The organism is Phytoactinopolyspora limicola, from assembly GCF_011320225.1.
GTDB classification, from domain to species: domain Bacteria; phylum Actinomycetota; class Actinomycetes; order Jiangellales; family Jiangellaceae; genus Phytoactinopolyspora; species Phytoactinopolyspora limicola.
In genome coordinates this window covers 267,311-282,422 of record NZ_JAAOEN010000002.1, presented here as the reverse complement: position 1 = coordinate 282,422, position 15,112 = coordinate 267,311, and the positions used below count along the sequence as shown (strand labels likewise).

Genomic DNA, 15,112 nt, shown 5'->3' with positions numbered 1-15,112 from the left:
GTCACCGAGCGACACGAGGAGAGGTAGGGCGGCAACATGTACGGATTGACGGTGCGGTGGTCGCTGGTCGACGCGGGGGCCGGTGTCGACGACGAACTACGCGAGTATGTGCACGGCACGTCACTGGAGCGGTTCACCGGCCTACCCGGGTTGCGCTTCAAGACCTGGCGGACGCGGCCCGGTGAATGGTTCGAGGGCACCTACGTGTTCGCCACTGCCGAGGCGCGTGATGCGTTCGCCGCGGACTTCGCGACGAAGGCCGCCGGTTCCCCGGGTTCGGCGATCATCGGCTCGGCTCCGGTGCTTCAGGAGACGTTCGACGTCGTCGCGGTGGCCGAAGGCGCGGACGGCTTCGCCGCCGGGCCCGGTCCGGTGAGTGGGGCTGCGGACCCCGGATGAGCACCCCGGGCCGGACCTATCCGGCCACCGGTTCGAGCCGGATCACCACTGACTTCGACGCCGGAGTGTTGCTGATATCGGCCGTGTGGTCGAGCGGAACGAGCGGGTTCGTCTCCGGATAGTAGGCGGCAGCGCAACCCCGCGCTGTCGGGAACGCCACGACCCGGAACGCGGGGGCGCGTCGCTCGCCGTCTTTCCATTCGCTGACGAGGTCGACGGACGCGCCGTCGGCGATACCTAGTTCGTCCAGATCATGGTGGCTGACGAAGACCACACGGCGGCCGTTGAACACACCCCGGTAGCGGTCGTCCAGGCCGTAGATGGTGGTGTTGAACTGGTCGTGGGACCGGATGGTCTGCAGGATGAGCCGGCCCGGAGGCACCGTCACGACGTCGAGCTCGTTGGCGGTGAAGCGGGCTTTGCCGTCGATGGTGGCGAAGCGTCGTTCGTCGCGCGGTGGGTGTGGCAGGACGAATCCGCCGGGAGTGGCGACCCGCCGCTCGAAGTCCTCGAACCCCGGCACCACCCGCGAGATCCGCTCGCGGATGGTGGTGTAGTCGGCGTTGAATTGTTCCCACGGCGTGGTGTCGTCGGGGCCCAGCACTCGACGGGCCAGCCCACAGATGATGGCGACCTCGCTGCGGAGTTCGGGGGCGGCCGGCGGCAGGTTGCCACGAGACGCGTGCACCATCGACATGGAGTCTTCGACCGTGACGAACTGCTTGCCGGCCGCCTGAACGTCGATCTCGGTCCGGCCGAGACAGGGCAGGATCAGCGATCGCCGTCCGGGAACGACGTGTGAGCGGTTGAGCTTGGTGGATACGTGCACCGTCAGTGGGACCGCCCGCAACGCCTCGGCGGTGCGATCGCTGTCTGGGGTAGCCGCGGCGAAGTTTCCACCTACCGCCATGAACAGCCGAATCTTGCCGTCGAGCATGGCCCGGATGGTGTCGACGGTGTCGAGGCCGGGTTCGCGTGGGGGTGTGAAGTCGAACTCGGTGGCCAGAGCGTCGAGGAAACTCTCCGGCATCTTCTCCCAGATACCCATGGTGCGATCGCCCTGGACGTTGCTGTGTCCGCGCACCGGGCAGGCACCTGCACCCGGACGGCCGATGTTGCCCCGCAGAAGCAGGAAGTTCATCACCTCGCGGATGGTGGGGACCGAATTCTTGTGCTGCGTCAGCCCCATGGCCCAGCACACCACGATGCTGTTCGCGGCGATCACCTCGTCGACGAACGCGCCGATCTGCCGCGAGTTCAGACCGGTCGCGGCGGCGACGGCCGCCGGATCGAGGTCTCGCCAAGCGGCCATGGCGTCGTCGAGTCCGCTGGTGTGCGCGTCGATGAACTCGTGGTCGAGGACGTCGCCGGTGCGTTCGTCGGCATCGATCAACAGGCGGTTGACGGCCTGGAACAGCGCGAGGTCGCCGCCGACGCGGATCTGGAGGAAGAGGTCGGCCAGTGGAGTGCCCTTGCCGATGACACCGCGTACCTTCTGTGGGTTCTTGAAGGTACGTAGGCCGGTCTCCGGCAGCGGGTTGATCGCCACGATACGTGCGCCCCGCCGCTTGGCCTCTTCCAGCGCGGAAAGCATGCGCGGGTGGTTGGTGCCGGGATTCTGGCCGACGACGACGATGAGGTCCGTATGGTCGGTGATGTCGGTTAGCGTCACGCTGCCTTTGCCGATGCCGATCGCCTCGTTGAGTGCGGCCCCCGACGACTCATGGCACATGTTCGAGCAGTCGGGCAAGTTGTTGGTGCCCAACTTGCGGGCGAACAGCTGGTAGAGAAAGGCCGCTTCGTTGCTGGTGCGTCCGGAGGTGTAGAAGGCGGCCTGGTCGGGGCGGTCGAGGCTCGCTACTTCGTCGGCGATCACCGAGAAGGCGTCATCCCACGAGATCGGCCGGTAATGGTCGCCGTCGGTGTCGCGGAACACGGGTGTGGTCAGCCGGCCCTGCTGGCCAAGCCAGTAGTCGGTTTTGGTGGTGAGGTCGCTGATGGGATGGGTGGCGAAGAACTCGGTACCGATGCGTCGCAGGGTCGCTTCCTCGGCCACCGCCTTGGCGCCGTTCTCACAGAACTCGGCCAGGTGGGGTTTGTCCGGCTCGGGCCAGGCACACCCGGGACAGTCGAAGCCGCGCTGCTGGTTGAGCGCGAGCAGCGTCTTCGTCCCACGGCGCACACCAGCCTGGTCGAGGACGTCGCGCAGGCCGTGAACGACTCCGGGTACACCGGCCGCTGCCCGCTTGGGTGAACGGACATTGAGCTCGGAATCGTCATAGTCGTGTTCCGGGGCGCCCTTCGTCATCCTTTGACGGTAAGACCGCACACTGCTGTTTGACCAGCGCGGGTTCGTCACACCCGGATGTACGGCGCGTGTGTTGAGGTCGTGGAAGCGGCAGCAGGCGGGATGAGCAGGAGGCTGGAGCCGTTGTGCGCGGTGGGTGGTCAATTCCGTGCGGAGTTTGGCGAAATCGCGCCAAACTGGGTTCACGGCCGCATATAGTCGCGCACACGTACCGAAGATCGTGGCAAGATGATCATGAAATGATTAACTTGTTCATCGTTTTGTGAGGAGGTCACCCTGCGTGTGTTCGCTGTTCCGGCGCCTGTGCGGGTCGTCGTGCAGCATATGAACACCTGATACTGGTGTGCGGAGCGCTGCTGTCAGGTGCCGGTGAGACTTATGGTCATGACCATAAGGATGGGCGGAGCGGTCAAAACTAGACGAAGGTGGGTCTATGGGGCGCATGACGACACGACAGCCGGTCCTCCGGTTGCGGGCGGGGCGGGCCGCGAGCCGGCCCGATACGCTGGCGATCGAGGAGCCGCTGGTCGTGCGCATCGGTGCGGAGATCGTGACCTTGACCATGCGGACACCTGGCCAAGACTTCGATCTCGTGGCCGGATGGCTGGTCAGCGAAGGCGCGGTGGCGGCCCCGGCCGACATCGTGTCGATGCGATTGTGCAGAGAAGAGGAAAATACCGTCGAGGTGGTGCTGGCGCCTGACGTCGTCCCACCGCGACCACGAGCGTTCGCCACCACAAGCGCGTGCGGCGTGTGTGGCGCGGACAGTATCGAAGCGGTACGTACCGCGATGCGCTGGCCGGTGCTCGAGGACGACACTCGATTCGACGTCGGGGTGTTGTCGTCGTTGCCCGACTTACTCCGGTCGGAGCAGAAGATCTTCGATCGCACCGGAGGTCTGCATGCCGCCGGGCTGTTCACCGCTGCCGGCGAGTGCCTGGTGGTACGTGAGGACGTCGGCCGGCACAACGCGGTCGACAAGGTGGTCGGGTCAGCTTTGAGAGACGGTCGGCTGCCGTTGTCGGCACACGTGCTACAGGTCAGTGGCCGCGCATCATTCGAGCTGGTGCACAAGGCCGCGGCGGCGGGTATCCCAGTGATCGCCGCGGTGTCGGCACCGTCGAGCCTGGCGGTCGACCTCGCCGACGAGTGCGGGCTGACCCTGCTCGGCTTCGTTCGGGGTGGCGGTATGAACGTCTACACCCACCAAGAACGGGTCCGTGTTGGCCCCTTTCCGCGGCAGCGGAACGTGTCTTAGGTCGCGGCAGCGGGCCGGTCACTGGGGCTTGGTGCGCTGGCAGCCATCAACGACGGAGCACTTCAGGACGGTGCAACTCACGACGCTGTGACCGATCGGTAGACGTCGACGGTTCGGACGGCGATCTCCGCCCAATCGAAGTCGGCCTCCGCCCGGGCCCGGCCGGCGTGGCCCATCCGGGCGGCCAGCTCCGGTTCCTCAGCGAGCTTGGTGATCGCTGCCGCGAGATCGGCCTCGAACACCTCGGGCGCGGCCTCGTCGTAATGCACCAGTAGGCCGCTGACGCCGTCGTCCACCACCTCCGGGATGCCGCCGACATCGCTGGCGACCACGGCCGTCGCGCACGCCATAGCTTCGAGATTGACGATGCCGAGTGGTTCGTAGATCGATGGACAGCAGAAGACGGTGGCGTGGCTGAGCACCTGCCGGACGTCCGCGCGCGGCAGCATCTCGCTGACGAGCACCACACCGGTCCGTTCCGCTCGGAGCCGGGCGACCAAGGCGTCGGTTTCGGCTGCGAGCTCGGGGGTATCCGCGTTGCCGGCCAGCAAGACCACCTGGACATCGGCGGGTAGACGCAGGGCGGCTCGCAGCAGGTGTGGTACCCCTTTTTGCCGGGTGATGCGGCCGACGAAGGTCACGTACGGCCGTCGTACGTCGACACCTAGCCGGTCCAACACGTCGGTGGCTGGCGTCGGACGGTAGAAGGTGGTGTCGATGCCGTTGTGGACGACGTGCACTCGGTCCGGGTCGACTCCCGCGTAGGCGTCGAGGATGTCGGCACGCATCCCGTGGCTGACCGCGATGATGGCGTCGGCGCTCTCGAAGGCGGTGCGCTCCACCCATGACGACAGCTGGTAGCCGCCACCCAGTTGTTCGGCTTTCCATGGCCGTCGAGGCTCCAGCGAATGCGCGGTCACGACGTGTGGTGTGTTGTACAGCAGGCGGGCGAGTTGGCCGGCGGAGTTGGCGTACCAGGTGTGGGAATGGACGACGTCGAGGCCGTCGAGCCGGGCGGCCATCGCGACGTCGGCACTGAGGATGCGCAGCGCCGGATTGGCATCCGCCAGTCGGGTGTCGTCTTCGCTGTAGGTGTCCGCGCCTGGGCGCTCCGGTCCGATGGCGTGGACGTCCACCGCGATGTCCGGCTGCACTCGAAGGTGTTGGACCAGGAAGTCGACGTGAACGCCGGCCCCGCCGTACACGTAGGGAGGAAATTCCCGAGTTAGCACTCCAACGCGCATGCCAGCAGCATAGAGGTGTCGCATGGGTCCGGCGATCGTTGGCCGCGACAGGTCTAGGGGGTTGGGTACGTCGGCGGTTGGGCTTAAAGTGCGGTCATGTCGAAGCGGCGGCCACATGTCCTGGGAATCGTTCTGGCCGGAGGCGAAGGCCGGCGGCTCATGCCGTTGACCGCTGACCGGGCCAAACCGGCGGTGCCCTTCGGAGGCAGCTACCGGCTGATCGACTTCGTGCTGTCCAACCTGGTCAACGGAGAGATCGACCGCATCTGTGTACTCACCCAATACAAATCCCACTCGTTGGACCGGCACATCTCCGTCACCTGGCGGATGAGCACCATCCTCGGCCAGTACGTCACGCCGGTGCCCGCACAACAGCGGCTTGGCCCACGCTGGTATCAGGGCAGCGCGGACGCGATTCACCAGTCGCTGAACCTCGTGTACGACGAGCGTCCGGACCACATCGTCGTGTTCGGCGCCGACCACGTCTACCGGATGGATCCACGGCAGCTGCTCGAAGCCCACATCGACAGCGGCATGGAGGCCACGGTGGCCGGCATCCGGGTTCCGCGTGCCGGGGCGAGTGCGTTCGGCATCATCGATACCCCCGACGGCCGGCGGATTGAAGGGTTCTTGGAGAAACCCGCCGATCCGCCGGGGCTTCCCGACGATCCCGAGCAGAGCCTGGCGTCGATGGGTAACTATGTCTTCACCGCCGACGCCCTGGTGGAGGCGTTGCGTGCGGACGCGGATAACCCGGCTTCCGCACACGACATGGGTGGCGACATCGTTCCGCTCATGGTCGAGAGGGGGACGGCGGGCGTCTATGACTTCGCGGACAACGACGTGCCCGGCAGTACCGACCGTGACCGCGGCTATTGGCGTGACGTCGGCAGCCTCGACGCGTATCACGAGTCCCACATGGACCTCGTCTCCGTGGTGCCGGTGTTCAACCTCTACAACCAGGAATGGCCCATCCTCACCAGCCATCCGCAGCTGCCTGGGGCGAAGTTCGTCGAAGGTGGCCACGCCCGCGAGTCGATCGTGGCGCCGGGGTGCATTCTGTCCGGTTGTCTAGTGGATCATTCGGTACTGGCACCGGGGGCGTTCATCGAGGAGGGCGCGGCCGTGTCGCGTTCTGTGCTGCTGGATGGCGTGCGTGTGGGGCCGCGAGCGACCGTCCGCGACGCGATCCTGGACAAGAACGTCGTGATACGCGCCGGGGCGACGGTGGGGGTCGACAAACGGGTCGACAAAGAGCGCGGGTTCACGGTCAGCGCGGGCGGTATCACCGCCGTCGGCAAAGGTGTCATCGTTGGCTGACGAGTGCCCCAAGCCGGTGCGGCAGACCCCCCAGCCACTGGGGTGCGGGCAGGGTGGTCAGTGGCGCTTCACCGCGGCGAGCAAACCGTCGCCGACGGGAAGTAGCGCGGGGGTCAAGGCGTCGTGGTCGGCGACCAGGCGGCCCAGTTCACGTACGGCCAGCGTCTCCGGGTCGCGTTGCGTGGGGTCGGCCACCCGGTTGTGCCACAGTGCGTTGTCGAAGGCCACCACGCCACCCGGCCGGAGCAGCCGCAGCGCCTGCTCAAGATAGTCGGGATACTCCGCCTTATCCGCGTCGCAGAACACGACGTCGTAGGCGGCGTCGGTGAGCCTCGGCAAGACATCTAGTGCGGAACCCGAGATGAGTCGGGTCCGGTTCGATGCGATGCCGGCCTCGGCGAACGCCTCACGGGCCAAACGTTGGTGTTCGGACTCGATGTCGACGCTCGTCAAGACACCGTCGGCCTGCATACCAGCAAGCAAGTACAGTGCGGACACGCCAGCCCCGGTGCCAACTTCGACCACGGTGCGTGCGTCGATGGCGGCGGTGAGCATGCGGAGCACGGCCCCCGCGCCGGGACTGATGGGGACGGCGCCTACCTCGGCGGCTCGCTGCCGGGCGTTGGCGGCCGCGGGATCCTCGGCGAGGTATGCCTCGGTGTAGGCCCACGATTCTGGGCTCGGCGGGTTGATGTCGCCGGCAGAGATAGCGGCCTCCTGCGAAGCTTGAGCGCACGACGTGCGCGCGGACGTATCCAGGCCGAAGCTTAGAGCATTCGGGCCGGTGCGTGGAGAGGGCCGACACGCTGCGGGTTCTTAGTGCCGAATCGGGCCGTGCGCCACGGTGCGGAACCCGGACCGGTCGTGAGCCGTTGGAATCGATAGGTCCGCGAGTACGTCGCACCGGATGTGGTTGTCCGGGACGAGGACGACCGGACGAAGACAACCAGCGTAATTGGCCAGGAAAGGGGGCGATGGGACACTATGACGGTAGTGCTCACGCGCCTGGTCGAGGGAGGTAAGCCGGTGGCGGACGTGGAAACTTGGACCCCACCGAGCTGGGAGGAGATCGTCCGCCAGCATTCGGCCCGGGTCTACCGGCTCGCCTATCGGCTCACCGGCAACGCCCACGATGCCGAAGACCTCACTCAGGACGTCTTCGTCCGGGTCTTCCGTTCGTTGTCGTCGTACACGCCAGGCACGTTCGAGGGCTGGTTGCACCGCATCACCACCAATCTCTTCCTCGACACGGTGCGGCGCAAGCAGCGCATTCGCTTCGACGCCCTCAGCGACGACGCGAGCGAGCGGCTGCATGGCCGCGAGCCCACCCCGGAGCGGGTTCTCACCGACCGGATGCTGGAGGCCGACATCCAGGCCGCACTCGATGCCATGGCGCCCGATTTCCGGGTGGCCGTGGTGCTGTGTGACATCGAGGGTCTGTCCTACGAGGAGATCGCGGCCACTCTCGGCATCAAGCTCGGCACGGTGCGTAGCCGGATCCACCGTGGGCGCGCCCAGCTTCGGGCAGCGCTGGAGCACCGCGCTCCGGACGACGCGCGTGACCTGGAATCCGGCGTCCGTCAGGACTCGCCGGGAGAACCGAACGGTTCCGGGGAGCATGCATGAAACACCTCGATGACCGCGTCAGCGATCTTGTCGACGACCGCCTCGATCACGAAGAGCGTGACCGCGCACTCGCGCACGTCGCCGGCTGCGCGCACTGCCGCGAAGCCGTCGATATGGAGCGTTACGCCAAAGGCGTCTTGACCTCGCTTCCGGACATCACTCCTCCGGCCGGGCTGACGTCGACACTGATCGGTCTGGCCGAGCCGGGCGGCCTGCTGCCGCCGGACGACCACCCGTCCGACGCCGCCGTCGAGGTGGCGCCGTGGGGACCGTCCCGCTCGACGCGCCCTGATCACCTCGGTGTCGGCACAGGTCGCCGACCCGGCATGCAGCGTAGCCACCAGCCGTCCCGGCCTAAGTTCATCGACCGGCATCGCCGGGGGGTCCGGGTCGCCGCCAGCGGCATGGTGTCGACGGGAGCGCTGTTGGTCTTGCTGGCCTCGCTCGGCGCGCCGTCCACCAACGGCCGGGATCAGACGCCTGCCTCCGTTGTACCCCCGATGGAGGAGTTCACCATGGAGCACGCGCGGTCCACCGGTGGGCTGCCGTTCGCCGAGCCGGCGTCCATCATCGTCCCGGCGTTGCGCAGCGTTGACGACGGCACGTCCGGCGTGGGGACCGCGTCTCCGGGTGCCGAGTTGCCTGGCACCCCCGGCCTGGGGCCGGCCGGGCTCGGGTGGAGCACCACGGTTGACGGAACGAGCTTGACCGGAGACGGCCCGTGAATCAGCTCTGCCGTGACCGCCTAGGGGACCGGCGAACCATCCGGCCCCGTGGCAGCCTCGGATTGCTGGCTGCGCCGATGCTGCTGGGAGCGCTGATCTTGCTCTTGCCGCCGGCGACCGCCGCTGCCGGCCCGGACAATCTGGCCGGGACCGACGATCAGCGAGCTGTCGAACTGCTGGCCCGGTCGGCCGCCGCTCCTCAGCAGACGTCGTACCACGGCACGCAGTATGTCTCGGCGTGGTCGGTGCTGGCCAAGACAGGTGCGTCGAAGAGCGCCGTGGTCCAGGTCCGGCATCAGGCCGGCGGCGCCACGGAGATCGGTCTACAGAACACTCAGACGTCCATTCTGCAGGGTCGCGACGGCACCACCTGGTTGGCTGACGGCGGCGGTCCGATCGATCTGCTGATCGACACCTACGATGTCCGGATGGCTGGCGAGGGGCAGGTCGCCGGGCGTGCGGCAGACGTCGTCGAGGCGGTCCGGGCGGACGGCTCGATTGCCGCGCGGCTGTGGCTGGACCGACAGACGAGTCTGTCGCTGCGCCGGGAGGCCTACACCCACGACGGCCACCTGCTCAGCGCTAGTGCGTTCGTGGAGATTTCGCTGGCCGCGGTTCCACCCTGTTGCCTGCGCAGCGGGATGCAGGCGATTGGCGCTCCCGCTCCCACACATGACCAGGCGGTGCTCCGGTGGGACGACATCGAACGGCTCCGCGACCAGGGCTACCACTGCATGGAGGAGTTGGCCGACGGTTTCGTGCTTTATGAGGCCCGACAACTCGGTGATGCCGTGCAGCTCAGCTACTCCGACGGCGTGATGTCGATCTCGGTGTTCGAGCAGCCGGGACGGCTTGATCCCGGGCACCTCGAGGGTTATGTGGTGAGCGAGGTCGGCGACGGCTTCGTCTATGCCAGCCCGGGGCCGCCGGCGCGATTTACGTGGTCGTCGCAGGGGAGGGTGATCACGGTCGTCGCCGATGCCCCGTTGGAGATGGTCGACGGGATTCTGGCCGCGTTGCCCCCGGATGGACCGGAGCCGGAGGAAGACAACGGCGTCATTTCCCGCATCGGCCGGGGTGCGCAGAAGGTCGGCACCTGGTTGAACCCGTTCAACTGAGCCGCCCATCCCCGTGATCATCGCGGGATTTCTGCCCTCAGACGCGGTGATCGTCGTCGCTTTCATGTCGCCCCAGCGACCCAATCGTGGTTTTGATCACTGGTGGCCAGCGTCACGAAACCGGCAACGATCACCGCTGTGAGCGATGAGCGCCCCGGAAGCCGAACCCGTATGATTAGGTCCTGTGAAGGGCGGATGGTCCATTCCCGACGACGAGACGCCGGGCGGCCCGGCGTCTGGATCGCCGCGTCGAGTAGATCCCTGGGCGAGGGGAGATTGGACTGTCGCCGCGCCAGGTGTGCGTCCTTCACCGCCCGCCGGGCGAGACGGTCTTACCGGCACTGAGCCGTCGGAGTCGACTGGAAACGTCCGCCCACGGGTGGTCCCGGACCGTGGATCCGGTTGGCAGGCCCCGCAGGCCACCTCCATCCTTTCCGATGCGGGTGTGCAGCCGTGGCCGGGTGGATCACCCAGCCACGTAGGTGGGGCTCGGCCGCCCGTGGCCACCGGACCTCGGCGAACTCGACGGTGGACGGTCGCCGTCGGCATGGTTGCCATCGCGCTGGTCGCCGGCGCGGCGGGGGGCATCGTGGGTATTCAGCTCACCGAATCCGAGTCCGGCTCGAACGAGACCGTCACCGTCATCGGTTCGGACCCGGCCAACGTCGGCGAGCGCCCGGACACCTCGACCGCGGGTGTCGCGAGTATGGTGCTGCCCAGTGTGGTGTCCATCGCCGCGGCCGACGGCAACGGATCGGGCTTCATCATCTCCGACGACGGCTACATTCTGACCAACCATCATGTCGTCGCTGCCGGGGCTGGTATCGACGGTGGAGCCATTGGTGTCGAATTGTTCGACGGCCGGGAGTTCGACGCCGATGTCGTCGGCAGCAGCCCGAGCTACGACCTCGCGGTGGTACGGATCGACGCCGACGAGTTGCAGCCAGTGGTCCTCGGAGAGTCCGCGTCGGTGGCCGTCGGAGATCCGGTCATCGCTATCGGTAGTCCGCTCGGCCTGGACAGCACGGTCACCAGTGGCATCGTGTCGGCTCTGGACCGCCCGGTCACCGCGGGCGAACGATCCGAGCAGTCGTACATCAACGCCTTGCAGACCGACGCGGCCATCAATCCGGGCAATTCCGGTGGACCTCTGGTCGACTCCGGTGGACGGGTCGTGGGAGTCAACTCGGCTATTGCCACGTTGGGTTTCGGTGGCGACATCGGCAGCATCGGGCTTGGCTTCGCGATCCCGATCGACCAGGCACGTCGCACCGCTGAGCAGATCATCAGCAGCGGAGAAGCGGTCTACCCGATCATCGGCGCGTTGTTGGAGAACGGACACCAAGGCCCGGGCGCGCGGGTGGCCTCGGACGACGACGAACAACCGGGAATCACGCCGGGCGGGCCCGCCGACGAAGCCGGTGTGCGCTCCGGCGATGTCATCACCGAGATCAACGGCGACCGAGTGCGCGGCCCGGGCGAGCTGATCGTCATGCTGCGCTCATACGAACCGGGCGATGAGATCACCCTGACCGTCGATCGTGACGGCGACGTCATGGAGATCGCGGTCACCCTGGGCGCGAACGTAGGTTGACCGTGCACGTACCCTGGACGTACGCGCTGGACGAGTGAGGTGAGCGACATCGGTATCGGCGAGATCGCTGTCATCCTGGTGGTGGCCCTGCTCGTCTTCGGGCCAGACAAACTGCCTACCATGATCAAGCAGGCCGCGTCGTTTGTCAGTGACCTCCGAAAGATGGTCACCAGCGCCCGGCGTGATCTGACGGAGAGCGTCGGTGATCTTGGGATCGACGAGCAAGATCTCAAGATGTTGACCGACCTGCGTAATCCGAAGTCGTACCTGCGGCAGAAGGTATTGGACGGAGTCGATCCGAAAGACCTCGGCCTCGACGAGTTCGAAGAACTCGGTGAGCAACTGGAACTCCCAGGCAGGAACAAGCGCCGACCCAGCGCCAACGGCACTACGCGCCGCTCCGGCGCGGCCACCAAGCCGGCCGCCAAAAACACCACCAAACCGGCTACCAAGAGTGCCACCAAACCGGCTTCCCGCGCTGAGTCGCCGTCGACCACCGAACCATCAGGTTCCGCGCCGGCCGAGGCGGTCCGAGCATCGGCGACGGATACCGCTGGTGATCCGACGCCGGCTCCGTCGAATCCGGTCACGGCCCCCAGTGGGGCCCGGTTCGACCCCGAGACCACCTGATCGCGGCCGCACGTGTGCGGCCCCAGCGCTACCCCGAACCCCAGACGTCGGGCAACGATCACCCGGCCGGGCTGAGGTCCAATGACATGCCGGACAGACCGCGCTCGCGGTGTGACAGCCGGTGGGCAACCGCCCGCAGCGCCGTGGAAGCAGGCGCCTCCGGCTCTTTGAGCACGAAGGGGATGCCGACGTCGCTGCTCTCGCGCAGACCGGTGTCGATGGGCACCTCTCCCAGCAGCGGAACCGTGGTACCGAGGCGTCGGCTCAACCCGTCGGCGACCTGTTGTCCGCCGCCGGAGCCGAACAACTCGAGCCGATGCTCCGGTCCGCAGTGTGGACACGGTAGGTACGACATGTTCTCGATGACCCCGTTGACCTGCTGATGGGTCTGGAGCGCGATCGACCCGGCCCGCTCCGCGACCTCGGCCGCGGCGAGCTGTGGTGTGGTGACGACGACGATCTCCGCGTTGGGCATGAGCTGTGCCAGCGAGATGGCGACGTCGCCGGTGCCGGGCGGGAGGTCGAGCAGCAGAATGTCGAGGTCGCCCCAGAAGACGTCGGTGAGGAACTGCTGAAGGGCGCGGTGCAGCATGGGACCGCGCCAGGCGACCGGGGTGTCGCGGTCCGGTTTGAACATCTCGGTGGAGACCAGTTTTACGCCGTGGGCGGGTACCGGCATGATCATGTTGTCGACGACGGTGGGCCGGGAGCCGTCGACCCCGAGCATGCGGGGGGCCGAGTGACCGTAGATGTCGGCGTCGACCAGGCCGACCCGGACACCGTCAGCGGCCATCGCGGCCGCGAGATTGGCCGTGATCGACGACTTGCCCACGCCGCCTTTGCCGGAGGCGATCGCATACACACGGGTCAGCGAACCGGCTTGGACGAACGGGTTCTCCTTCTCCGGCCGACCCCCGCGCAACTGCTGCGAGAGCTCCTTACGTTGCTCGTCGGACATGACGTCCAGCACCACGTCGACGGAGGTGACTCCGTCAAGGGCTTGAACGGCGGTGGTGACGTCGCGGGTGATGGTCTCGCGCAGCGGACAGCCGGCGATGGTCAGGTACACCTCGACCCGCACGGTGCCGTCATCCCCCACATCGACGGACTTCACCATGCCGAGTTCGGTGATAGGGCGTTTGATCTCCGGGTCTTTCACACCCGCGAGCGCCTCGGTGACACGCTCGGCGGTGGGCAACGACGTCATGCCACCGATGCTACGTCGCCACCTGGTCGCTACGCTCACGCCGCCCCCACCGGCCGAGCCGTCCGAGGGTACGGAGCTGGATCAGCGCGATGCCGAGGGCGGCGATACAGAGCCCGGCGACCTCGCGGGCGCCGAGCTGTTCGTCGAGGAAGATCCACGCGAGAATGGCGATCTGGATCAACATGGTGTTGTTGATCGCGCTGGACTCGGTCGCACTGAGGATGCGCAGCGTGAGGTTCCACAGCGTGAAGGCGAAGGCCGTGTTGATCACCGCGAGCCATCCGACGATCGCCCAACTGCTCACGCTCAGCGTCGGCAGGCCCTGGGTGCTGACCCCGCTGACCAGCAGAATCGCTGAGCCGACACCCATACTGATCACGGTGACGACGAGTGGACTGAGCTGACCCCCGCGGTTGGCCGAGCGGCCGAGCACCGCGGCGGCGGCATTGGCGAGGAGCCCACCGACGGCGATCACGATGCCGATGATCTGCTGAGCGGGAAAATCGACCGGGTAGAGGAACACCGCGGCGCCGACCAGGTAGAGGCACACGCCCACCCATTGCAGGCTACGCAAGCGCTCGGCGAGAAACACCATCCCCAGCAGCGCCACCATCGCTGGCGTGAAGCTGAGCAGCAGACTCGTGGTGGTGGCCGGCAGCCGGTCCAGGGCGAGGAACTGCGCCCCTTGAGTGGCGGTGTACATGACGACACCGAGCGCCGTCAGCCGAGCCCAGTCGCGCCGGGTCAGCCGGCGGATCTGCCTGCGATGGTGCGGGCGTAAGGCGAACGGGAGCAGGCACAGGAACGCGAGGACGTATCGCAGGCCGGCGAACGTCAGCGGCGGGATCTCGTCCAGTCCGGTCTTGATCAGGATCCATGACGTGGACCACAGGAACGTGACGAGAAGCGCCTGTAGCAGGGCAGACAGGTGCGAGTGGCCGTGGTGAGGGACGAGTGGTGCAACAGGAGGCACGAGGATCAGCCTTTCGGTGCGAAGTGGGCACACGTAACCGTGTGTCCACGTCTCCCCTCGAGGCTTTTATCCCAAATAAGGTGCGGGCCGACGCCTGGGGTGCCCTCCTTGTGTCATGGTGCACGTCGATGTCGACGCGCAGCGGGCGCTCCACCACGTCGGCGTTCTATGGCGCTTGGACCAGACCGGTCAACTAGCCACCACACCGGGCACTAGTAAGCCGCGGAACCCTAGCCATCCTTCAGCGGACGAGACTCAGCATAGTGTCAGGCGAGGCCCCGCGTCACGGTGCCGGTGGCTTCTTCCACGCAGGCGTGCGGTAGAGGGTGACGGCGTCGGTCACCGGCGTTCTCGGAGAACGTCGAGATTGCGAAAGACGGGCGGTTCATCACACAGTTCGGCCATCCGGGTGGCGAAGTCGTGGGTAGCCGGGAGGTCGTTGTTCTTCTGCGCGTCCTCATAGGAGTCCCAGACGACGATACCTACGTAGGTATCCGGCCGGTCGCGGTCGGTGCCCCAGAACTCGACGCTGTATGGGCGGGCTCCCTCGGTCCGCTCCGTCCATTCCTGGTCCAGTTCCATGATCTCGTCCAGTCGCCCGGTCTTCAGTTCGATGACCTGTGCGAACTTCATATGGTTCTCCTTGTTGGATGATGGCCGGCAAGCCTGGTGACCCACCGAATCCACGTGCCGGCCGACGTTCCACCTCG

At 66.8% G+C, this 15,112-nt stretch carries 14 protein-coding genes; 8 read left to right on the top strand and 6 right to left on the bottom strand.

What is annotated here, in order from left to right; all coding sequences use genetic code 11:
- Positions 1 to 36: 36 nt before the first annotated feature.
- The gene (locus G8760_RS06920; RefSeq protein ID WP_166348823.1) at positions 37 to 399 is read left to right on the top strand and encodes a hypothetical protein; all 363 of its coding nucleotides are present in this window, start codon (positions 37 to 39) and stop codon (positions 397 to 399) included.
- A 16-nt stretch (positions 400 to 415) separates the two neighbouring features.
- Here G8760_RS06920 and G8760_RS06915 read toward each other — a convergent pair whose 3' ends face one another.
- Complete coding sequence (locus tag G8760_RS06915) at positions 416 to 2,707, bottom strand: FdhF/YdeP family oxidoreductase (RefSeq protein WP_166348821.1); 2,292 nt, start codon at positions 2,705 to 2,707, stop codon at positions 416 to 418.
- Between the two features lie 433 nt (positions 2,708 to 3,140).
- Here G8760_RS06915 and fdhD point away from each other — a divergent pair, with 433 nt between their 5' ends.
- Positions 3,141 to 3,965 (top strand): formate dehydrogenase accessory sulfurtransferase FdhD, encoded by an 825-nt coding sequence (gene fdhD / locus G8760_RS06910; protein ID WP_207782098.1) that lies wholly within the window; start codon positions 3,141 to 3,143, stop codon positions 3,963 to 3,965.
- Positions 3,966 to 4,042: 77 nt separating this feature from the next.
- Here the strand turns inward: fdhD and glgA are convergent, their stop codons facing one another.
- Positions 4,043 to 5,209: a glycogen synthase gene (gene glgA, locus G8760_RS06905; protein ID WP_246222463.1), complete on the bottom strand. Its 1,167-nt coding sequence runs from the start codon at positions 5,207 to 5,209 to the stop codon at positions 4,043 to 4,045.
- A gap of 96 nt (positions 5,210 to 5,305) precedes the next feature.
- Between glgA and glgC the strand changes: the two genes are divergently transcribed.
- Positions 5,306 to 6,529: a glucose-1-phosphate adenylyltransferase gene (glgC, locus tag G8760_RS06900; protein ID WP_166348815.1), complete on the top strand. Its 1,224-nt coding sequence runs from the start codon at positions 5,306 to 5,308 to the stop codon at positions 6,527 to 6,529.
- Positions 6,530 to 6,586: 57 nt separating this feature from the next.
- Here the strand turns inward: glgC and G8760_RS06895 are convergent, their stop codons facing one another.
- Positions 6,587 to 7,237: a class I SAM-dependent methyltransferase gene (locus tag G8760_RS06895; RefSeq protein WP_166349969.1), complete on the bottom strand. Its 651-nt coding sequence runs from the start codon at positions 7,235 to 7,237 to the stop codon at positions 6,587 to 6,589.
- A 285-nt stretch (positions 7,238 to 7,522) separates the two neighbouring features.
- Between G8760_RS06895 and sigE the strand changes: the two genes are divergently transcribed.
- The 5 genes from sigE (at position 7,523) to tatB (ending at position 12,222) form a co-directional block, all read left to right on the top strand.
- A complete protein-coding gene (sigE, locus tag G8760_RS06890; protein WP_246222461.1) occupies positions 7,523 to 8,155 on the top strand; it encodes an RNA polymerase sigma factor SigE in 633 nt (210 codons plus the stop codon).
- Complete coding sequence (locus G8760_RS06885) at positions 8,152 to 8,880, top strand: zf-HC2 domain-containing protein (RefSeq protein WP_166348812.1); 729 nt, start codon at positions 8,152 to 8,154, stop codon at positions 8,878 to 8,880. Before sigE ends, G8760_RS06885 begins: the two co-directional genes overlap by 4 nt.
- Complete coding sequence (locus G8760_RS06880) at positions 8,877 to 9,998, top strand: sigma-E factor regulatory protein RseB domain-containing protein (RefSeq protein WP_166348810.1); 1,122 nt, start codon at positions 8,877 to 8,879, stop codon at positions 9,996 to 9,998. The genes G8760_RS06885 and G8760_RS06880 overlap by 4 nt, the downstream gene beginning before the upstream one ends.
- A 499-nt stretch (positions 9,999 to 10,497) precedes the next feature.
- A complete protein-coding gene (locus tag G8760_RS06875) occupies positions 10,498 to 11,592 on the top strand; it encodes a S1C family serine protease (RefSeq protein ID WP_166348808.1) in 1,095 nt (364 codons plus the stop codon).
- Positions 11,593 to 11,631: 39 nt separating this feature from the next.
- Entirely contained in the window at positions 11,632 to 12,222 is a 591-nt protein-coding gene (tatB, locus tag G8760_RS06870; RefSeq protein ID WP_166348805.1) for a Sec-independent protein translocase protein TatB, read from the top strand.
- 58 nt (positions 12,223 to 12,280) lie between these two features.
- On the opposite strand, the gene G8760_RS06865 is transcribed toward tatB, so the two are convergent.
- The 3 genes from G8760_RS06865 to G8760_RS06855 form a co-directional block, all read right to left on the bottom strand.
- On the bottom strand, positions 12,281 to 13,429 hold the full coding sequence (locus G8760_RS06865; RefSeq protein WP_207782097.1) for an Mrp/NBP35 family ATP-binding protein: 1,149 nt from the start codon (positions 13,427 to 13,429) through the stop codon (positions 12,281 to 12,283).
- Between the two features lie 10 nt (positions 13,430 to 13,439).
- The gene (locus tag G8760_RS06860; protein WP_166348802.1) at positions 13,440 to 14,402 is read right to left on the bottom strand and encodes a DMT family transporter; all 963 of its coding nucleotides are present in this window, start codon (positions 14,400 to 14,402) and stop codon (positions 13,440 to 13,442) included.
- Positions 14,403 to 14,741: 339 nt separating this feature from the next.
- Entirely contained in the window at positions 14,742 to 15,035 is a 294-nt protein-coding gene (locus tag G8760_RS06855) for a hypothetical protein (protein ID WP_166348799.1), read from the bottom strand.
- Positions 15,036 to 15,112 lie beyond the last annotated feature (77 nt).